This is a genomic window from Marinobacter santoriniensis NKSG1 (genome assembly GCF_000347775.1).
Classification (GTDB): Bacteria; Pseudomonadota; Gammaproteobacteria; order Pseudomonadales; family Oleiphilaceae; genus Marinobacter; species Marinobacter santoriniensis.
Genome location: NZ_APAT01000013.1, coordinates 131,625 through 152,188, shown reverse-complemented (window position 1 = coordinate 152,188; position 20,564 = coordinate 131,625). Strand labels below are relative to the sequence as shown.

Sequence of the window (20,564 nt, the reverse complement as noted above, 5' to 3'; positions counted from 1 at the left end):
ACGCGGGTCGACGTAACAATACGTTACAGAAGGCAGAATCGGCCCAAACGCTCAGCTTTCAGGAAACCGGAAATCCATGAAACAGGTTGTGAACACCGCCCTCGGCGCCGTCCTGGTGCCAGCCTGCCTGACGGCGCTGTTGGCGAGCTCGGTCGCCCACGCGCAGGAAAAGGAGGTCACCGAAAAACCCAGGGCCGACAAGCACTACATCGGCCTGCTGGCGACCACCATGCAGCACCGTTCCATTGGTCCGGCAACGGAAAGGGCCTGGGGACAGGCTGGCACCCTGGTGGTGGGTGGTCATATTTCCGACCTTTTCCACGCCGAGTTACGGGCCGGAGCCGGTTACCAGGATGCAGAGGTCCCCGGCAGTGACCTCACCCTGGCGGTCGATTATTACGCCAGCTGGTATCTTGGCATGCACTATCCGATCACCGACTATGCCAATCTCTACGGCCAGTTTGGCTTCTCCTACATCCAGGGCAAGGCGGAGCTGAAGAATCCGGACGCGGACCGTAACGCCCTGTACCGGAATTTTGGCGAGGAGTTTCCGGCAAGCAGCTTCGCAGTCAGCTGGATTGCGGGCATGGACTTTGAAGTGATGGACGATACCTATCTGGTTTTCGAGGGCGGCAAACTCTTTGAAGACACGGATACCAAGGTAAACAGCTTCCAGTTCTCGGGCGGTCTCCGTTACGAGTTTTGAGCCGCCCGACGAAACCGGTGGTCAGGACAGATGCCGAATGTGCCAGCAGCGGTGGATTTTCGGGTTGCGCTGAAAATCCCGGTCAATGGTGCTTCTGGAAACTTCCTCCACCATAAACTCCGACGCCAGTGATTCGTCCAGCCTGAACCGACGGAAATTGTTCGAAAAGATCAGCAGGCCGTCCGATGTCAGTCGGCTCATTGCTTGCCGGATCAGCATGGCATGATCCTTCTGAATATCGAGAACACCCTGCATCCGTGCAGAATTCGAGAAGGTGGGAGGATCCATAAAAATCAGATCAAACCGCTGATCCGGCGAAGGCTTCTCCGCCAGCCAGGCGAGACAGTCTGCCTGCTCGACCCGATGTTTTCTCGAATCCGCCCCATTGAGCGCCAGATTCTCGCGCGCCCAGTTCACATAAGTCTTTGACATATCGAGGCCCAGGGAACGGCTGGCGCCACCTGCCGCAGCATGAACCGAAGCAGCACCCGTGTAGCAGAACAGGTTCAGGAATCGCTGCCCCTTTGCATGGGTCTGGATCCAGTATCGGACCGGTCGGTGATCCAGAAACAGCCCGGTATCCAGGTAATCTTTCAGATTGACCCGGAGCGCGCAGCCATACTCGTGTACGGTCATGAATTCGCCGGTTGCGGACTGCTTTTCGTATTGCTGGGTTCCCGCCTGACGCTGACGTTGCTTGCAGATGAGATCCGCAGGATCAACGCCCAGGACCTCCGGAATTACCGCCAGCGCTTCCGCAAGGCGTTCCCGGGCCGCCCTCTCGTCCACCGTTTTGGGCGCGGCGTATTCCTGAACATGAACGCGCCCCTCATAGAGATCGATTGCCAGGGCGTATTCAGGCATGTCCGCATCGTAAACCCGATAACAACCAATCCCCTGTTTCCTTGCCCACTGTCCGATCGTTTTCAGATTCTTCTTCAGGCGATTACGAAGCATCGACGCCCGCTCCTCATTTGCGATTCGCGGACGGATCTCTCCCGATCTGTCCGGATCCCGGGGCGTCATGGCGTTGGCCTCGTCTACCTCGAAGAGCAGCAATTGCGCAGGCAACTTTCCGTTGAAAAGCTTGTACTGCTTGAAGCTCCGCAGCCCGATCGATTTGCCAAACTCCGGGGCGCCGGTGAATACCGCCATCCGCCAGCCCGGCACGGCATTTTTCACCGCTTTCCCCAGCGCTTCGTACAATGAGGATAGCTCCCTCCGCTCACTGAGGCGCTCACCATACGGGGGATTGGTCAGAACCAACCCGCGCTGTGACCATTTTTCCTCACGAGTAAACGATTCGACCGGACGGGCTTCAACATGGACGATGCCCTCCAGCCCGGCACGCGCTATGTTCTTCCAGGCCGTCGCAATAACCCGGGAATCCTGATCAAATCCGGCAAATGTCGGAACACGGGCCTGCTTACCCTCGTGGGCCCGGCGCTCTGCCTCCTGCTTCAGCTCCAACCAGATCTCCGGTTGGTGACCCGGCCATTTCTCGAAACCGAATCCCTCCTGTCGGCGACCCGGCGCAATATCCAGAGCCATCATGGCCGCTTCGATCAACAGCGTTCCCGAACCACACATCGGGTCAACAAAATCACCACCGGCCGCTGCGATTTCGGGCCAGCCCGCCCGATACAACAGGGCCGCAGCCAGGTTTTCCTTCAACGGCGCAATGCCCTTTTCCGTGCGATACCCCCGCATGTGCAGACTGTGACCACTCAGGTCGATACCCAGCGACAGCCGGTTCCGATGGAGACGGGCCGACACGGCCACATCCGGGCTTTTAGGGGCAACCGACGGGCGCTGGGCGCCGGCCGCCCGGAAACTGTCGACGATGCCGTCTTTTACCCGTTGGGCGCCAAACTGCGTGTTGCGGATCGCCTGGTTCTGCCCCAGGAAGGTCACCCGGAAACTGCCCCGCTCAGGAATATGCGATGACCAGTCGACCCCGAGCACGCCCTCGTACAGGGCGTTCTCGTTGGCCGCGTCCACTTCCGCGACATGAAGGATGACCCGGTTGGCCAGCCTCGACCACAAACAGGTGCGATAGCCCGCTGCAAGGTCACCCTCCGCCCAGACGCCGGCGGGCGAGTGTCGAACCAGCTCCAGGCCGAACGCCTGGATTTCATCCGCCAAAAGGTATTCGACACCCTTGGGGCAGGTTACAAAAAAGACACGTCTGGACAATGGGAACTCCTGATTGAAAAAGCCGATTGGGTAAGTTTCCGTTTTCGCGGTACTTATCCAGAGACCGCGTCGTTTTTATTTCATCAAAATATAAGAATCGCGTCATATAGATGAAATAATTAGTGTACACGCGCCGAACGTTCGTTCTACCTTGTAACTGACGCGTCGTTCCGGAGGTCGAAAAAGCCTCCGTTAACAGGATCCTGACTGCTCTGGCCTGAGCTGGCAATAGTGGGTTATCCCGGAGGGAAATCCAATTGCCACGGTCACTGCAGAAGTGTACACGCTTGTTCTGTTAATCCATCAGTGAGGAACGGCATGAAAAGACAGAAAAGAGACATGCACGCTCGTGCATACAAGCGGGGTTATCTCGCTGGCGTGTCCGGTAAATCCAAAGACACCTGCCCGATTGAACAACCCGAGGTCCGCCAGGAATGGTTAAACGGGTGGCGTGAAGGCCGACAAGATAACTGGGAGGGCATGACCGGCGTATCCGGTATCCACAGGCTGGCCGACGTAACGTCTGCCTAGACAAACCCCGAAACCTGATCTGATCTTTTTACACAATTTGATGCAGTAGCAAGAGCAACCCAAACGGGGCCTCCCGCCCCGTACCATGCGAAGAAGCGCAACGGGGTTCATTCCCCGCAAGGGCCCGCTTGGCGGGCCCATCTTTTTTTCAGCTCCCGGAAATCTCCTGCCGGATGGCTTCCACCGCTTCTCCGATCAGTGCCGGACCCCGGTAAATGAAACCGGTGTAGATCTGTACCAGTTTCGCCCCGGCGCGCACCTTCTCCGCCGCACTCTCGCCGTCGTTAATACCGCCAACGCCGATAATTGGCAGGCGCTCTCCGAGCTCGGCATACAGCCCTTGTATCACCCTCAGCGACGCCTCGCGAACCGGAGCACCACTCAAGCCTCCGGCTTCCTCTGCATGCCTGTGGCCGGCGACCGCATCTCGACTGATGGTGGTGTTGGTTGCGATAACGCCATCCAGTCCGGTCTCGATCAAAGCATTTGCAACGAAGCGGATACCCGTGTCGTCCATATCCGGAGCGATTTTCACAGCAATCGGTACATAACGACCAAACTGTTGCTCACACCGCAGCTGCTCCTGCTTGATAGCGCTCAACAGCGTCTTGAGAGCATCGCCGAACTGAAGATCCCGCAGGCCCGGCGTATTCGGCGAAGAAACATTGACGGTGATGTAGTCTGCATGGGCATAGACCGCAGCAATCCCACGACGGTAGTCCGAATCGGATTCGTCGGCGGGAGTGTCCTTGTTCTTACCCACGTTTATGCCGAGGATACCCTTATATTTCCGCCGCTGGACCCGATCAATCAGGTGATCGAGACCTTCGTTATTGAACCCCATCCGGTTAATGATCGCCTGGTGCTCCGGCAGCCGAAACATCCGCGGCTGAGGATTACCCGGCTGAGGACGGGGCGTGACCGTGCCCACTTCAATAAAACCGAATCCCAGCGTACCGAGTGCATCGAGGTGATCCGCATTCTTGTCGAGCCCGGCCGCCAGACCAACCGGGTTGGGAAAATCCAGCCCCATAACATTGACAGGCAATGCATCTATCTTCGGGGCAAAAAGGCTGAGCATGCCCAGCTTCTGCGCAAGATCGAGGCTGCTCAACGCCAGGTTATGAGCCTGTTCGGGAGGCAGGCGAAACAGAAGGTTTCGAATAGCACCGTACATCTTGAAACTCCAGCAAAATCTGCTGCGGGAGTATACCGGAAGTTTTCCACAGCATCCCGTGTTTACCTTCCATGACACGTAAATGGTTGAAGAACGAACCTCCCACACGCTTTTCCACGAAATCTGTGGATAACCCTGTTGAAAATCGAGGGGCAAGCGTTGCCAGCCCTTGATAACTGCGCCAGTCTACAGATTGATCATTTTTTAACCAGTTATTTTATCCTTATTTTTCAGTGTCTTATAGAGGTCTTTCGGGTTTTTCCCAGTGATGCGCCAATTTGAGAACTCTGTCATCAATTCGCAACCATGTGCATAAATCGCACAATTAGCCAAGCCGGTAATGCAGACGCGCCCCCCTCACAAGCCTCCCTGTTTAGGGGTATACTCGCCCCCTCAGATTCCACCGGAGTGTCATGAATGGAACAACCCGCCTCGCCCGCTCGACAAAGTCAGGAGGCTTTGAACGGCGAAATGAAAGCTGCTGCCCGGGTCACCATTATAGGAATGATCCTCGATGCAGTACTGGGTGTGATAAAAGTCATCGGAGGTGTACTTTTTCATTCCCAGGCATTGGTAGTCGATGGCGTTCATTCGTTCACCGACGTTGCGTCCGATCTTCTGGTTCTGGGAGTCATGCGGGTTTCCCGTCAGGAACCGGATGAAGATCACCCCTATGGACACCAGCGAATCGAAACGTTCGGCACATTGCTGCTGGGCAGTATTCTGATTGCTGTCGGCGCGGCCCTGGGCTGGGAATACCTGATACGTCTTTTTGAGGGTGGTGCTGATCAGGTCCCGGAATGGCCGGTTCTTGTTGCCGCGGGGCTGTCCGTTGCCGGCAAGGAGTGGATCTACCACTACACCCGTCGGGTTGGCCAGGCCATCCGCTCCGATCTGATCATTGCCAATGCATGGCACAGCCGTACCGATGCCTTCTCATCAGTGGTGGTACTGGCCTCCACGGCAGGCGCGATGCTGGGCTGGGTCTGGCTTGATCTGCTGGCGGCGGTCGTGATTGCGCTCATCATCATTCACATCGGCTGGAAATTCACCTGGGACAGCGTAAAGGAACTGGTCGATACCGGACTCTCGGTAGAGGATACCGAGATGCTCAAGTCCATTGCCCGTGAGACCGACGGCGTACGTCACGTTCACGAACTGCGCAGCCGCCGGATGGGGCACGACATTCTTCTGGACGTGCACCTCGTGGTTCGGCCGGAGATCAGTGTGTCCGAGGGGCACCAGATCGGCATGCGGGTCGTATCTGGAATGCGCGATACCCTGGACAACATCCGCGACATCAACTTTCATATCGATGCCGAGAATGACGAGGACGAAATGCCGACCTCGGAAGCACTACCCTCGCGGCAGGATGTTCTCCAGACCCTCACACGGCATTTCGGGGAGTTGCCTGTCGACAGTCGCATCCGCCTGCACTACCTGAGAAATCAGGTGCACCTGGAGTTGTTCTTCGACTCACCTGATAAGACAGGTGGTATAACATCCGAGCAGGTCCGCGAAACACTCTCCGGCTACCCCTGGTTCGGCAGTGTCCGCGTCTGGATCGGCGAAGACTGAAACAACCGGGCCTCATCAGGCCCGGCGCTTTGCTTCCATCCTTGAGAGAAATTCCTGCATCACAAGGGTATATAACTCGCCGCCAAGGAACTTGTCCTCAACGCCGGAATCGATGCTCGGATTGTCGTTGACTTCAATAACGGCCACCCGGTTGCCGGACTGTTTGAGGTCCACACCGTAAAGACCGTTGCCAATCAAACGGGTCGCGTTCAGCGAAGCCTGAATCACGTTGCGAGGCACCTCAAAAGTGGGAAGGGTCTCGAATCCGCCACTTTCCACCCGGGACTCACCGTGCTGGTATATCTGCCAGTGCCCCTTCACCATCATATACTTACAGGCGTATATCGCACGTCCGCCAAGTACCCCGATCCGCCAGTCATAGTCGGTGTACAGATACTCCTGGGCCAGCACCAGGGCGGACTGCCGAAACAGGTCGCGCAGCCCGGCCTTGAGTTCTTTTTCGTCTTTCGCCTTGGTGACTCCCCGGGAAAAGGCGCCATCGGGGATCTTGATCACCACGGGGAAGCCCAACTCGCTGACGATACGATCCACCGCGTCTTTCTGATCCTTCGAGATAATCAGGGTTCGCGGGGTCGGCACCTTGTTGTTTTTCAGCAGATCGGCCAGGAACACCTTATTGGTGCAGCGCAGAATGGAGACCGGATCGTCGATGACTACCAGGCCTTCCGCCTCCGCCTTGCGTGCAAATCGGTAGGTGTGGTGATCAATGGCGGTGGTCTCACGAATGAAAAGACCGTCGTATTCCGGCAGGCGCATGTAATCCCGGCGGGTAATCCGTTCCACATTGATTCCCAGTTTCCGCCCCGCTTTCTCGAAGCGTTTCAGAGCTGCCTCATCACTCGGCGGCATGGCTTCATCAGGGTTGACCAGCATAGCCAGATCGAATCGATACCGGCGTCGGGTTCTGGGCTTCCGCCAGACGATAGTACTGAATCGATCCAGGGCAGCAGCAAATACGTCCTGCTCGCTCTCTGAAAGATCCGCAGGAGACGCCGGGCGCATGGACTCAATCTGCCAGGCCTTCCGGCGCTTGAATACAACCTCAAGAACGGGACAGGGAAAATGTTCGAACAACGCCCTGGCGACCGGCTTGAGCTCAGGATGCTGAACCTGGCCAAAGTAGGTCCGCACCCGGACTTCGTGGGTGGCACCACTGTCATCATGACCCGGGCGAACTCTGGCCCCGGATTCCTCAAGCCATTGAATCACGCTGGGATCCAGCTCGGTCAGCTCCAGTGAAAACAGCCCTTTCCGGCTAAGATCATTCAGCGTCATCACCGAAGGCACAACGTTGTGCCCGCGGGCTTCCGCCAGCAGGGAGCAATAGTATCCCTGACTCAGGTAACGGGCACTCTGACACAGGTTGATGACACGGACCCGAGCCGTTCCGGAGGAGGTAAAATGGAGGTACTGTTCGAACGTGAGCACGTCCTCGCTGGGATAATAAGGCGCCCAGTCCGTGGCGCGGTCGACAACAATAAGCAAACGGGACATGAAATGGCATTCCTCCCTGAAGGTCGTGCCGATATTTTGCGCAACAATACGCTCGAGCCCACATCCACACAACCAGGCGGGAATGCGTGCTTTTACGCATGAGTACGCCCCTTGTGTCGACGCATTTCTCTACCATAATAGCGCCAAGAGGGAAGCCCGCCAGCATGCCCACACGAACCCATAGCAAGGCACCGACCAACATGGCTGAGGTTGTACTTCGACAGGCAGAGAGCGACGACCTGGACGCTCTGTTGGCACTGGAAAACCGGAGCTTCCATGAAGACCGGATTTCCCGCAGGAGCTTCCGCCGCTTTCTGGAAATGCCAAGGGACCGGCTGATTGTCGCGGAGCTGGACGACCAACTGGTGGGTTATTGCCTGGTCCTGATGAATGCGGCCACGCGCCTGGCACGGATCTACTCCATTGCCGTTTCCCCGGACGCGCGTGGCCGGGGTATCGGGGAAAAGCTAGTTCAGGAAGCGGAACAGGAAGCGGTGGACGCAGACCGGATCGTCATGCGACTCGAAGTCCGCGAAGACAACGGAAGCGCGATCAACCTCTACAAGCGCCTCGGCTACCGGCAATTCGGGACCTACCGCGACTACTACGAGGACCACGGTAACGCACTGCGGTTCGAACGCCGGATCCTTTACTACGAACCATCCCGGGAATTCCCGCCGGTGCCCTACTATCCCCAGACCACCGAGTTCACCTGTGGTCCTTCCGCCCTGCTTATGGCCATGGCCGCGGTGGATGAGCACCAACCACTAAACACCGGCGAGGAGCTGAAGATATGGCGCGAAGCAACCACCATTTTCATGCTTTCAGGCCACGGGGGCTGTGGCCCCCATGGGCTTGCGCTGGCCGCATGGCACCGGGGCTTCTACGCCAGCGCCTGGATCAGCCAGGAGGGGGCCCTGTTCAAGGACACCGTCAGGAATGAAGACAAGAAACGCGTGCTGGAGCTGGTGCATGAGGGGTTCGTGCAGGATATCGGGCAGACCGGTATCGAACTTCATCACGACCCCCTGACGCTCGAGGGCATGGAAACCGCGCTCCACGAGGGACGCATTCCCGTGATACTGATCAGCACCTGGCAGCTCAACCGAAGCCGGATCCCTCACTGGGTGACCGTCTGTGCGATGGACGACCAGTTCGTCTATCTGCACGATCCGGAGATCGATGTGGAGGCGGGCGAGACCGTGGCGGACAAACAGTACCTGCCGGTGGACCGGAGGATCTTTACCCGGATGTCCCGGTACGGTCGAAACCAGCCCCTGCAGGCAGCGGTTATTGTAGGCCCCCGAAGGACCGGCTGATCAGCCGGTCCGGAGTGCCGCTTCCTTCAGCTCGGAAATCTCGTCCCGCAGACGTGCGGCAGTCTCGAAATCCAGATCGGAAGCCGCCTTGTACATCTCGTCCTCAAGACGGGCCACTTCCTTGAGCACTTCCTCGGGCGATCGATTTCCGGCTTTTGCCCGATACTGTTCAGCTTCCTCAGCCGCCTTCTGGCCCGGCCGCTCGGCACGACGACGCCCACGGCCGCCGCCACCTGCGGCGCCTTCCATGATGTCGGCAATCTTCTTGTTCAGTCCCTGAGGGGTAATGCCCTGCTCTTCGTTATGCGCTTCCTGCTTGGCACGGCGACGCTCGGTTTCGTCAATGGCTCGCTGCATGGAGCCGGTGATCCGGTCGCCATACAGAATGGCCTTGCCATGCACGTTCCGGGCGGCACGGCCAATCGTCTGGATCAGGGATCGTTCGCTGCGCAGGAATCCTTCCTTGTCGGCATCGAGAATGGCCACAAGGGAGACCTCCGGCATGTCCAGGCCCTCCCGGAGCAGGTTAATGCCGACCAGCACGTCGAACTCACCGCGTCGCAGATCCCGGATGATTTCCACACGCTCCACCGTATCGATGTCCGAGTGCAGGTACCGTACCCGGACATCGTGCTCCATCAGAAAGTCGGTCAGATCTTCCGCCATCCGTTTGGTAAGCGTGGTCACCAGCACCCGCTCCTCCACAGATACGCGGGCCCGGATTTCCGACAGCAGATCATCCACTTGCGTGGAGGCCGGCCGCACCTCAATCTCCGGATCTAGAAGCCCCGTCGGACGGACCACCTGCTCTACGACCTGTCCGGCATGCTCCGCCTCATAGGGCCCCGGCGTCGCCGACACAAAGATCATCTGGGGCGCAATGCGCTCCCACTCCTCAAAGCGCATTGGGCGGTTATCCAGCGCTGAAGGCAGCCGGAAACCATATTCCACCAGCGTCTCTTTCCTGGACCGGTCACCCTTGTACATGGCCCCGATCTGGGGAATGGTCACGTGGGATTCATCCACTACCAGCAGCGCATTCGGTGGCAGGTAATCGAACAGCGTGGGCGGCGCTTCGCCGGGACGGCGACCGGACAAGTAGCGGGAATAGTTCTCGATGCCGTTGCAGTAGCCCAGCTCCAGCATCATCTCGATGTCGTAGCGCGTACGCTCCTCCAGGCGCTGGGCTTCGACCAGCCGGTTGTTGTCCCGCAACTGCTGCAAACGTTCGTCCAGTTCCACCTTGATGTGTTCCACCGCATCGAGCACCGTCTGTCGCGGCGTCACATAGTGGGACTTCGGGTAGATGGTCACCCTCGGCACCCGCCGTAATACTTCACCGGTCAGGGGATCAAAGTAGCTGAGGTTCTCGACCTCATCATCAAACAACTCGATCCGGATCGCCTCCTTTTCGGATTCAGCCGGGAATACATCGATGACATCGCCCCGCACCCGATAGTTGGCACGATGGAATTCCACGTCATTCCGGGTGTACTGAAGCTCCGCGAGCCGACGCAGGATGAAACGCTGGTCGATCTGGTCACCCCGGTCCAGGTGCAACATCATCTTCAGGTAGGACTGGGGATCACCGAGGCCGTAAATCGAGGATACCGTGGCGACGATGATTGCATCGGGCCGCTCCAGCAGCGCCTTGGTCGCCGACAGTCGCATCTGTTCGATGTGTTCGTTGATCGACGCATCCTTCTCGATAAAGGTATCGGACGAAGGCACGTACGCCTCAGGCTGGTAATAGTCGTAGTAGGACACGAAGTATTCCACGGCATTGTCCGGGAAGAACTCCCGGAACTCACCATACAACTGCGCTGCCAGCGTCTTGTTGTGGGCCATGATGATCGTGGGCCGCTGGACCTGCTCGATCACGTTGGCCACCGTGAAGGTCTTGCCCGAGCCGGTCACCCCGAGCAGTGTCTGGTGGGCGAGCCCGGAATGGATACCATCCACCAGCCCCTCGATGGCCTTGGGCTGGTCACCGGCCGGCTTGTAGGGCGAATCGACTCTGAACACACCGTCTTTGGCGGCAACGGATTCTTTACTGGCCATAAGGGGCGGACAACCTCCGGTCTTGACGGGCGTCAGTCCGGGACGGACTAATGCCTTCGAGAAATTTAGCGTTACGCTGGCTTCATGATACCATCGTTGCGATCGACGGCTGGGCGAAATTCAGCCAGACACTGAGACTCCTCCCGGCCGATCGAAGCCCAATAAGACGCAGCTTTAAGGAGCTCAAAGTTTGGACCTTCAACTTTCCAGCCGAGTACAGGCTATCAAGCCCTCTCCCACTCTCGCCGTGACCAACAAGGCCGCAGAACTTCGTGCGGCAGGCCAGGACATCATCGGCCTTGGCGCCGGCGAGCCCGACTTCGACACCCCCGAACACATCAAACAGGCGGCCATTGAGGCCATCCAGAACGGCCAGACCAAATACACCGCCGTGGATGGTACGCCCGCCCTGAAAAAAGCGATTATTGCGAAGTTCAAACGGGACAACGGCCTGGAATATGAAGCCAACCAGATACTGGTAAGCAGTGGTGGCAAACAAAGCTTTTTCAACCTTGCCCTGGCAACACTGAACGCGGGTGACGAAGCGATCATCCCGGCTCCTTACTGGGTATCCTACCCGGACATGGTGCTCGTGGCAGAGGGCAAGCCGGTCATTATCGAGACCAGCGCGGAAACCCGCTTCAAGATCACACCGGAACAACTGGAAGACGCGATCACCGATCGTACCCGCCTGTTCGTGATCAACAGCCCGTCCAACCCGAGCGGCATGGCCTACTCCCTGGAAGAACTGCGGGCGATCGGCGAGGTCCTGAAGAAGCACCCGAACATCATGATCGCAACGGACGACATGTACGAGCCGATCCTGTGGACCGGGAAGCCGTTCTGCAACATCGTCAACGCCTGTCCGGAACTCTACGACCGCACTTTTGTACTCAACGGTGTCTCCAAGGCGTATTCGATGACGGGCTGGCGCATCGGTTATGCGGCAGGCCCTGCGAAAATCATCGGCGCCATGAAAAAAATCCAGTCCCAGAGTACGTCCAACCCCTGCTCGATCTCCCAGGCAGCGGCCACGGCCGCTCTGGACGGCGACCAGGCGTGCGTGGGCGAGATGGTCAAGGCGTTCAAGGAACGTCACGACTGGCTGGTCGAGGCACTGAACAAGCTGCCCGGCGTGGAATGCCTCCATGGTGACGGCACCTTCTATGTGTTCCCCAGCTTCCAGGGCGCCATCGATTCGGACAACAGTGTCAGCACGGACGTGGAATTCGCCGAAAAGATGCTGTCGGAAGCCGGAGTCGCCATCGTCCCTGGCTCGGCATTCGGCGCGCCAGGACACATGCGTCTGAGCTTCGCCACCAGCATGGAGAACCTGCAGAAAGCCGTTGAACGGCTGCAGAAGGCGCTGGGCTAAAAAGTTCCCGCCAGGGGTTGACGGGGCCGTATCGCCAACTTAATATACGCGCCTCGTCACACGACGACGTTCCCCGATAGCTCAGTTGGTAGAGCAACGGACTGTTAATCCGTTTGTCGCTGGTTCGAGCCCAGCTCGGGGAGCCACTATTCTGAAAACCCGCTAATTCTCTGAGTTAGCGGGTTTTTTATTGCCTCTTTTTTGGCATCTTGGTACCACGTTTTTGACCGCCCCCTCGCTGATAATTTCTGCTCCTGCCCTAGCCTTCGTGTGTTGGGGCTGGCGGCGTGGGACCGCCCTCCCAAAAACCGCTACGAGCACGTCCATGTGCGCTTGACTGTGGCCATCCCTGGCCACAGACATTTTTGGGAGGGCGGCCCCACACCACCGATCCGGTCCTGAAAGATATACCACTGTATATTGACCGAATTTATGCAAACCGCCGAGCGATAGGCAGCGAGGGGAGCGAGCAGCGCAGTTTGACCTACGCCTTTCAATAAACAGAGGGCAACTGGGAGATCAAAACGGGACAGCTGGCAGGGCTTTCCAAAACTGTAGAGGGCCATGGATGGCCCGAAACAAGCGCACATGGATGTGCTTGTAGCGTGTTTTGGAAAGCCCTGCCAGCTGTCCCACGCCACCGAAACTCGATGGCTGGGGCAGGATTAAAAGTCCGACGAAATCAGAGCCCCATCACCTCAGAATGGATATCCTCCAGGGCAGCCAGAGGATCCGGCGCCTGGGTAATCGGACGGCCGATTACGAGGTAATCGGAACCGGCTTTGAGGGCATCTGTGGGCGTCATGATGCGCTGTTGGTCGCCCTTATCGGCGGTCAGCGGGCGGATACCCGGAGTGACCAGCTTGAAATCAGCGCCCTGCTCCGCTTTCAGCTTTGGCGCTTCCTGGGCGGAACAGACAACGCCATCAAGGCCGCAGTTTCTGGTCAGGGTCGCGAGGCGGGAGACCTGGATTTCCGGGGAGTCCGTAATGCCAATGCCTGCAAGGTCCTCAGCGCCCATACTGGTCAGCACGGTTACCGCGATCAGCAGCGGCTTTTCAGCACCAAAGGTTTCCAGCCGCTCACGGCAGGCAACCATCATCTTCTCGCCACCGGAGGCGTGGACGTTAACCATCCAGACTCCCAGATCCGCAGCAGCCGCAACGGCGGCCGACGTCGTATTGGGGATATCGTGAAATTTCAGATCCAGAAAGACATCAAAGCCCTTGCGCTGAAGAGTCTGGACGAGCTGCGGTCCCGAACGGGTGAACAACTCCTTGCCAACTTTCAGCCGACATTTGGACGGATCAAGCCGATCCACCAATGCGAGAGCCGGATCCTGGGATGGAAAGTCGAGGGCAACGATGATTTTGGGGTCGATGGACGATTGCACGGGTAACATCCTGCGATTGAATAAGGGTTATTCGGCCTCTACGCCCTGGATGGGACGAATGGTTTCCCACTGTTTACAACTGGGACACAACCAGTGGAGCTGCTGCCCGGAAAAACCACAGCTCACACAACGATAAACAGGACGGTTTGCCAGAAGCAGATGTCCGATCCGGCTGACCAGACGTCCTTCGTCAGTGGTCATGCCTTTTTCATAGCCGGCAAGCTCAACCAGTCTTAATAGCCCACGGACCGACGGGCGTACTTCCAATTCCTGGCGCAGCAGATCGATGGCAGCCGGCCGGCCGGCGGAACGCTCTACCGATTCCACCAGAGCAAGTAACAGACTGGTGCTGGGATACTTTTCATACAGTTTGCGAAGCCTCTTGCCGAGGCGGCCTACATCACCGTGTTCATGCTCGAGCTTCATCAGTCGATCAATGGCTTCAGGCCCGAACTCGGGGTTCTGATCGAACACTTTAAGGCTTTCTTTTCCGGCTTCCCTGAAACCGCCCTGGCGAATATGAAGGTTCATTAGAATCAGAGTGGCCCGAACACAGGAGCGATCGTACTCCAGAGCCTCCTTGGCGAGTTTCTGAGCCGTCCAGCGATCATCCCGCTTGAGCGCCTGTTCGGACAATTCACAGGTAATATAGGCAAGGGATTTGAACAATCCGGGATCCGAATCACCCCGGGTCAGGGTTCTGGCCACATCCGCCGCCTTGCCCCACTCCCGCTCCTGCTGATACAACTCGATGAGGTGCATGGCTGCCTCGCGACCATATTCCCGATCGCCAAGAATCTGATGCAGCAACGCCTCTGCCCGGTCCAGCAAGCCGGCATTCATATAATCAAGGGCCAGCTCCATGGTGACCTGGGGCGAGTATCGGCCGGGCAATTCCGGACGAGCCAGCAGGTTCTGGTGAATCAGAATGGCGCGATCCGTCTCGCCTTTATTTCGGAAGTGATTACCGATCGAAAGATGGAGGCTGACGGTCTCCTTGTTGACCGCAAGAGACTGCACGAAATTCTCGACCGCCTGATCCGAGTAGTTGGTAAACAGGAACTGGAGGCGATCGCGGACGGATTCTTCGTCAGCTATGGAGGTCTGGGAACGCCGGCTATGGCTGCCAAGCCGACCCGCAAGCCAGCCCGCTGCAACCGCTACCGTCAATAGCAGCCACTGAAACACAATATCCATTAAAGCGTCCGGTCGTTCTCGGCCCTGGTCTTTTCCAATGCCTGCTCGGCTCGATCGAGTCGCTTTTTGAGGGTACGGCGCGATACTGACGTTCGAACAGTCGCCAGCACAGTCATCAACACACCAAAAAGCGCGCCTATGACAAACGCCATAATAATCCAGACAGCAACACCATGGGGCTGGGTTTCAAACAACAGGAAGTTGAGTGATACCGCCATCTGATTATTCAGCGAGAACACAAGTGCCAGCAATACCAGGACCAGTACCAACAGAATAATGAGGATCTTCTGTAATCCTGCCATAGTGATAGCACTCCAAAGACCTTATTGGCCCGGGGTTAGTGTTCCCTGTTGAATTCTAGAAGCCTTTTTTCAGGCTATCGTTTACCTGTTCGCGAAGCTCTTTGCCCGGCTTGAAATGCGGCACATACTTGGCCGGCAGGTTCACGGCTTCGCCGGTTTTCGGGTTACGCCCAACCCTTGCTGCCCGATGGTGAAGGGAAAAACTGCCAAATCCCCGAATTTCAATTCTCTGACCATCTGCGAGCGACTGGGACATATGCTCAATAATGGTTTTAACCGCCAGCTCAACATCTTTAACAGACAACTGGGTTTGCTTGGATGCAATCAGTTCGACCAGTTCGGACTTCGTCATGAGGCGCTTCCCTCTTCCTTATTATTCGGCAGCCTATTACCGCATACCCATTGCCCTAGTTTAGCCAAACCAGAAAAAAACACAAAAAAAACGGGCTCTTAGAGCCCGTTTTTTTCACGCTGACAGGAAATTTATTCCTTGTTGGCGTTCTGCTGCTGCATCTGCTCCTTGATGAGATCACCGATGGTGGTCGCACCAGAAGATTCAGCCGCCTTGCTACGAACGCTTTCCAGCGCCTGCTTGTCGTCTTCAACGTCCTTTGACTTGATGGACAGGTTGATGACGCGGTTCTTGCGATCGATGCTGATGATCTTCGCTTCGACTTCTTCGCCTTCCTTCAGCGCGTTGCGTGCATCTTCAACACGGTCACGGCTGATTTCAGAGGCTTTCAGTACCGCTTCAACCTCATCGTTCAGGGCCACGGTCGCGCCTTTGGCGTCAACTGCAGAAACGGTGCCCTTGACGATGGAGCCCTTGTCGTTCAGCTGTACAAACTCGGCGAACGGATCGCTTTCCAGCTGCTTGATGCCCAGGGAGATACGCTCGCGCTCGGGATCAACAGACAGGATAACGGTTTCGACTTCGTCACCCTTCTTGTACTCGCGTACGGCTTCTTCGCCAGTCTCGTTCCAGCTGATGTCAGACAGGTGTACGAGGCCATCGATACCGCCTTCCAGACCGATGAAGATACCGAAGTCAGTAATAGACTTGATCTTACCGGAGATGCGATCGCCCTTGTTGAACTTGCTGGAGAAGTCTTCCCAGGGATTGGACACGCACTGCTTGATACCCAGGGAAATACGACGACGCTCTTCGTCGATATCCAGGATCATGACTTCTACTTCGTCACCGACCTGAACAACCTTGGACGGATGGATGTTCTTGTTGGTCCAGTCCATTTCGGACACGTGTACCAGACCTTCAACACCCTCTTCCAGCTCGGCAAAGCAGCCGTAGTCGGTCAGGTTGGTTACGCGTGCAGTAACCTTGGAACCTTCCGGATAACGACCCTTGATGTCGACCCAGGGATCTTCACCCAGCTGCTTCAGACCCAGGGATACACGGTTGCGCTCACGGTCGAACTTCAGAACCTTGACGTTGATCTCGTCGCCAACGTTCACGATTTCGCTCGGATGCTTGATGCGCTTCCAGGCCATGTCGGTGATGTGCAGCAGGCCGTCAACGCCACCCAGATCTACGAACGCGCCGTAGTCGGTCAGGTTCTTGACGATACCCTTGATTTCCATACCCTCGGTCAGGGTCTCGAGCAGGGCTTCACGCTGCTCGCTGTTCTCGGCTTCCAGAACGGCACGACGGGAAACAACCACGTTGTTCCGCTTCTGGTCGAGCTTGATAACCTTGAATTCCAGTTCTTTGTTCTCCAGGTGCGCAGTGTCGCGAACCGGACGAACGTCTACCAGTGAACCCGGCAGGAAGGCACGGATACCAGACAGGTCGACAGTAAAACCGCCCTTGACCTTGCCATTGATCACGCCCTTGACAACTTCTTCGGCTTCGAAGGACTTCTCCAGAACCTTCCACGCTTCGGCACGCTTGGCCTTCTCGCGGGACAGACGGGTTTCACCGAAGCCGTCTTCAACAGCATCGAGAGCCACATCGACAACGTCGCCGACAGCTACTTCCAACTCGCCTTTTTCATTGAGGAACTGGGAGGCGGGGATAACGCCCTCGGACTTCAGTCCGGCGTTAACGGTGACCCAGTCGTTGTCGACGTCAACTACGGTTCCCTGGACGATGGAACCCGGTTGCATGTCAATTTCTTTCAGGCTTTCTTCAAAAAGATCCGCAAAGCTCTCGCTCATTATGTGTCCTATGTGATCAACGCAAGTGTACTCCGTGTCGCCAGCAACACGGTCTGTTAACGATTGCCGGGAGCAGCCAATGGCTGGCAATAATCACTGCATCCGGCATTCCAACGACAAAAAGGTGTAGTCAGGCCTGACCTGCAGCGGCCATACACCTGTCCAACACCTCTTCTATGCTCAAACCCGTAGAATCAATGACTTGCGCATCATCTGCAGGCTTGAGAGGGGCTGCGGAACGGTTCATATCCCGCTCGTCACGAGCCCGTATCTCCTCTAAAAGGGCATCAATGTTAACATCGACACCCGCCTCCTTCAACTGATTAAAACGTCGCCGGGCACGCTCTTCGGCGCTGGCCGTAAGGAAGATCTTGACCGGCGCATCCGGAAACACGACCGTCCCCATATCCCGACCGTCGGCAACAAGTCCGGGGTTCTTGCGAAAATCCCGCTGCCTTTGCAGCAGGGCATCGCGGACCGGCTGCTTCACCGCCACCCTGGACGCATTGTTGCCACAGCTTTCCGTACGGATCTCGGCGGTGACATCCTCGCCTGCCAACAAGACCCGTACCGGCTCGCCAACCGGCGTCGGCTCGAAGGCCACATCCAGCGACGATGCGACTTCAACCAGGCCGGCATCATCCTCCAGGGAAACGCCCTGACGCTCGGCGGCAAGCGCCGTCAACCGATAAAGTGCACCGCTGTCCAGGAGAGACCAGCCCAGCTTTTGCGCCAGCATCTGCGTGATGGTCCCTTTCCCGGCACCGCCCGGGCCATCAACGGTAATCACCGGAGCTTTGTTATCCGACATCATTCGCTACCTTCTGCGGTGATCTGGATTCCGGTTTGCCTTGCCAGCTCGACGAAACCGGGGAAGGACGTCGCCACGTTGGCACAATCCTCAACCTTGATCGGGCCAGTTGCCCGGAGCGAGGCCACGGCAAAAGCCATCGCGATACGGTGATCGCCATGACTGTTCACGGTACCGCTTCCGATCGGCTGGCCACCGTCAATAACAATGCCATCCGGAGTCACCGTGGTTTCAACGCCTACGGCAGCGAGGCCGTCCGCCATCACCTGGATCCGGTCACTCTCCTTGACCCGCAACTCCTCGGCTCCGCGCAGTACCGTGCGACCCCCAGCACAAGCCGCCGCAATGAAGAGAACCGGAAATTCATCAATGGCGAGTGGTACCTGATCTTCCGGAATATCAATGCCCCGGAGTTCGGCTGAGCGAACACGCAGGTCGGCGACGGGCTCGCCACCGATTTCCCGCTCTTCCAGAATCTCGATGTTCGCGCCCATTTTCTGGAGGATGTTGATCACGCCAACCCGGGTCGGATTCATTCCAACGTGGCGGAGAACCAGGTCGGAGCCTGGTGCAATGCTCGCAGCCACCAGGAAGAACGCCGCTGATGAGATATCGGCCGGAACGTCGATCGCGCAGGCGGTCAACGTTCCTCCACCGGTGACACTGGCCGTCGCACCGTCCCGATGGACGTGATAGCCAAAGCCGGCGAGCATTCGCTCTGTATGATCCCGCGTGGGGGCCGGCTCGGTCACCGATGTTACGCCCTCGGCATAAAGGCCGGCCAGCAACAGGCAGGACTTGACCTGCGCGCTGGCAACAGGCATTTCATAATGGATACCGGTCAGTGTCCGGCCACCGCGAATTTTCAGGGGAGGCCGTCCGCCTTCAGCCGTTTCTATGACCGCACCCATGGCCCTCAGCGGATCCGCCACACGCCCCATGGGTCGCTTCGACAGGCTGGCATCCCCGGTCAGCTCCGAGTCAAACGACTGGGCCGCCAGGAGACCGGCAAACAGACGCATGGCAGTACCGGAGTTTCCGACGTAGAGTGGCCCACGCGGGCGCTGAAGACCCTGCATACCCACCCCGTGAATACGCACAAAGCCGTTATCCGGGCCCTCAATGGTCACGCCCATGTCCCGGAAAGCCTGCAGGGTGGCCAGGCTGTCCTCGCCCTCGAGAAACCCTTTTACCTCGGTAATCCCTTCCGCCAGGGCACCCAGCATGATGGATCGATGGGACATGGACTTGTCGCCGGGGACACGAATGTCGCCCGTGATGGCCCCGCCCGGCGTGAGCTGGAAGGTTACCTGTTTATCGCTGTTAGTTGTCACGTACGCCTGCCCTGAAAGCATCTTTGAAAAATGTTCCCGCGCCGCCTTGGCGCGACTGAAGACCCGCAGCATTGTCGCCCCGTCACCGCTGGCAATCGCCGTACGAAGCTGATCAAGATCATGAGTAAAGTGATCGATAACCCGGAGAACGGCATCCCGGTTCGACAGGAAGATATCGTGCCACATGACCGGATCGCTCGCTGCGATGCGGGTGAAATCCCGAAAGCCGCCTGCCGCGTAGCGGAAAATATCCATATTCTCATCCTCGCCGGCCAGGGTGTCCACCAGGGAGAAGGCAATCAGGTGCGGCAAATGACTGGTCGCGGCCAACACTTCATCGTGGTAGTCGACGGACATGGTCAGCACAGTGGCGCCGCAGCCTTCCCAAAGACTCTTCAGGCGTTCAAGCGCGTCTGCGTTGGTATCCGGCGCCGGGGTCAGGATCACCTTGTGACGGGAAAAGAGCTCCGGATTGGCCGCCCGGATCCCGCTTTTTTCAGAGCCTGCGATGGGGTGCCCCGGGATGACCCGGGGAGAAAGTTCGCCAAAAACGGCCCTGACATCTGACACAAAACTGGATTTCGTGCTGCCCACGTCTGTCAGCACAGCATCCGAATCCAGATAAGGTTTGAGAGCCTCCAGTACAGAGCGGGTCGCACGGACCGGCACGGCGAGAACCACCAGGTCGCTTCCCTGAACAGCTTCCGCCAGAGAACCCGAGGCCCTGTCGATCACTCCGAGTTCGGCGGCCAAAGCCAGTTCATCGGCCCGCTTGTCAAAACCGACGACTTCGCCGGTCAGTCGACGCTGCCTGAGCGCACAGGCCAGGGAACCGCCGATCAGACCGAGACCGATAATGGCAACACGGGCGAAAAGCGGCTTCTCCTCACCCAC

The 20,564-nt window shown here is 57.7% G+C and carries 16 protein-coding genes and 1 tRNA gene; 6 read left to right on the top strand and 11 right to left on the bottom strand.

What is annotated here, in order from left to right:
* Nucleotides 1-76: 76 nt before the first annotated feature.
* Complete coding sequence (locus MSNKSG1_RS04520) at nt 77-706, top strand: outer membrane beta-barrel protein (RefSeq protein ID WP_008938062.1); 630 nt, start codon at nt 77-79, stop codon at nt 704-706.
* Between the two features lie 21 nt (nt 707-727).
* Here the strand turns inward: MSNKSG1_RS04520 and rlmKL are convergent, their stop codons facing one another.
* Nucleotides 728-2,902 carry a bifunctional 23S rRNA (guanine(2069)-N(7))-methyltransferase RlmK/23S rRNA (guanine(2445)-N(2))-methyltransferase RlmL gene (gene rlmKL, locus MSNKSG1_RS04515; protein ID WP_008938061.1) on the bottom strand — a complete coding sequence of 725 codons (2,175 nt, stop codon included), beginning with the start codon at nt 2,900-2,902 and terminating at the stop codon, nt 728-730.
* 318 nt (nt 2,903-3,220) lie between these two features.
* Here rlmKL and rmf point away from each other — a divergent pair, with 318 nt between their 5' ends.
* Nucleotides 3,221-3,433, top strand: a complete 213-nt coding sequence (gene rmf, locus MSNKSG1_RS04510; protein ID WP_008938060.1) for a ribosome modulation factor — start codon at nt 3,221-3,223, stop codon at nt 3,431-3,433.
* A 148-nt stretch (nt 3,434-3,581) separates the two neighbouring features.
* Here the strand turns inward: rmf and MSNKSG1_RS04505 are convergent, their stop codons facing one another.
* The gene (locus MSNKSG1_RS04505; RefSeq protein ID WP_008938059.1) at nt 3,582-4,610 is read right to left on the bottom strand and encodes a quinone-dependent dihydroorotate dehydrogenase; all 1,029 of its coding nucleotides are present in this window, start codon (nt 4,608-4,610) and stop codon (nt 3,582-3,584) included.
* Nucleotides 4,611-5,027: 417 nt separating this feature from the next.
* Here MSNKSG1_RS04505 and MSNKSG1_RS04500 point away from each other — a divergent pair, with 417 nt between their 5' ends.
* Nucleotides 5,028-6,188 (top strand): cation diffusion facilitator family transporter, encoded by a 1,161-nt coding sequence (locus tag MSNKSG1_RS04500; RefSeq protein ID WP_040886645.1) that lies wholly within the window; start codon nt 5,028-5,030, stop codon nt 6,186-6,188.
* Between the two features lie 15 nt (nt 6,189-6,203).
* On the opposite strand, the gene MSNKSG1_RS04495 is transcribed toward MSNKSG1_RS04500, so the two are convergent.
* Nucleotides 6,204-7,703, bottom strand: a complete 1,500-nt coding sequence (locus tag MSNKSG1_RS04495) for a RimK family protein (protein WP_008938057.1) — start codon at nt 7,701-7,703, stop codon at nt 6,204-6,206.
* 200 nt (nt 7,704-7,903) lie between these two features.
* On the opposite strand from MSNKSG1_RS04495, the gene rimI reads away from it, so the two are divergent.
* Nucleotides 7,904-9,022, top strand: a complete 1,119-nt coding sequence (gene rimI / locus MSNKSG1_RS04490; protein ID WP_008938056.1) for a ribosomal protein S18-alanine N-acetyltransferase — start codon at nt 7,904-7,906, stop codon at nt 9,020-9,022.
* Here the strand turns inward: rimI and uvrB are convergent, their stop codons facing one another.
* Nucleotides 9,023-11,083 (bottom strand): excinuclease ABC subunit UvrB, encoded by a 2,061-nt coding sequence (gene uvrB, locus MSNKSG1_RS04485; protein WP_008938055.1) that lies wholly within the window; start codon nt 11,081-11,083, stop codon nt 9,023-9,025.
* Nucleotides 11,084-11,273: 190 nt separating this feature from the next.
* Here uvrB and MSNKSG1_RS04480 point away from each other — a divergent pair, with 190 nt between their 5' ends.
* Entirely contained in the window at nt 11,274-12,458 is a 1,185-nt protein-coding gene (locus MSNKSG1_RS04480; protein ID WP_008938054.1) for a pyridoxal phosphate-dependent aminotransferase, read from the top strand.
* Nucleotides 12,459-12,528: 70 nt separating this feature from the next.
* Nucleotides 12,529-12,604 (top strand) — tRNA-Asn (locus MSNKSG1_RS04475).
* A gap of 536 nt (nt 12,605-13,140) precedes the next feature.
* Here the strand turns inward: MSNKSG1_RS04475 and pyrF are convergent.
* The 7 genes from pyrF to MSNKSG1_RS04440 all read right to left on the bottom strand — a co-directional run bounded on the left by pyrF (nt 13,141) and on the right by MSNKSG1_RS04440 (nt 20,564).
* Nucleotides 13,141-13,860, bottom strand: a complete 720-nt coding sequence (gene pyrF / locus MSNKSG1_RS04470) for an orotidine-5'-phosphate decarboxylase (RefSeq protein ID WP_040886644.1) — start codon at nt 13,858-13,860, stop codon at nt 13,141-13,143.
* An 18-nt stretch (nt 13,861-13,878) separates the two neighbouring features.
* Nucleotides 13,879-15,048, bottom strand: a complete 1,170-nt coding sequence (lapB, locus tag MSNKSG1_RS04465) for a lipopolysaccharide assembly protein LapB (protein WP_008938052.1) — start codon at nt 15,046-15,048, stop codon at nt 13,879-13,881.
* Nucleotides 15,048-15,350 carry a LapA family protein gene (locus MSNKSG1_RS04460; protein ID WP_008938051.1) on the bottom strand — a complete coding sequence of 101 codons (303 nt, stop codon included), beginning with the start codon at nt 15,348-15,350 and terminating at the stop codon, nt 15,048-15,050. Before MSNKSG1_RS04460 ends, lapB begins: the two co-directional genes overlap by 1 nt.
* A 55-nt stretch (nt 15,351-15,405) precedes the next feature.
* Nucleotides 15,406-15,702, bottom strand: coding sequence for an integration host factor subunit beta (locus MSNKSG1_RS04455; RefSeq protein WP_008938050.1), 297 nt, complete (start codon nt 15,700-15,702; stop codon nt 15,406-15,408).
* Nucleotides 15,703-15,833: 131 nt separating this feature from the next.
* Nucleotides 15,834-17,525, bottom strand: coding sequence for a 30S ribosomal protein S1 (gene rpsA, locus MSNKSG1_RS04450; RefSeq protein ID WP_008938049.1), 1,692 nt, complete (start codon nt 17,523-17,525; stop codon nt 15,834-15,836).
* A 130-nt stretch (nt 17,526-17,655) separates the two neighbouring features.
* Nucleotides 17,656-18,336: a (d)CMP kinase gene (cmk, locus tag MSNKSG1_RS04445; protein WP_040886643.1), complete on the bottom strand. Its 681-nt coding sequence runs from the start codon at nt 18,334-18,336 to the stop codon at nt 17,656-17,658.
* Nucleotides 18,336-20,564, bottom strand: coding sequence for a bifunctional prephenate dehydrogenase/3-phosphoshikimate 1-carboxyvinyltransferase (locus MSNKSG1_RS04440; protein WP_008938047.1), 2,229 nt, complete (start codon nt 20,562-20,564; stop codon nt 18,336-18,338). The genes cmk and MSNKSG1_RS04440 overlap by 1 nt, the downstream gene beginning before the upstream one ends.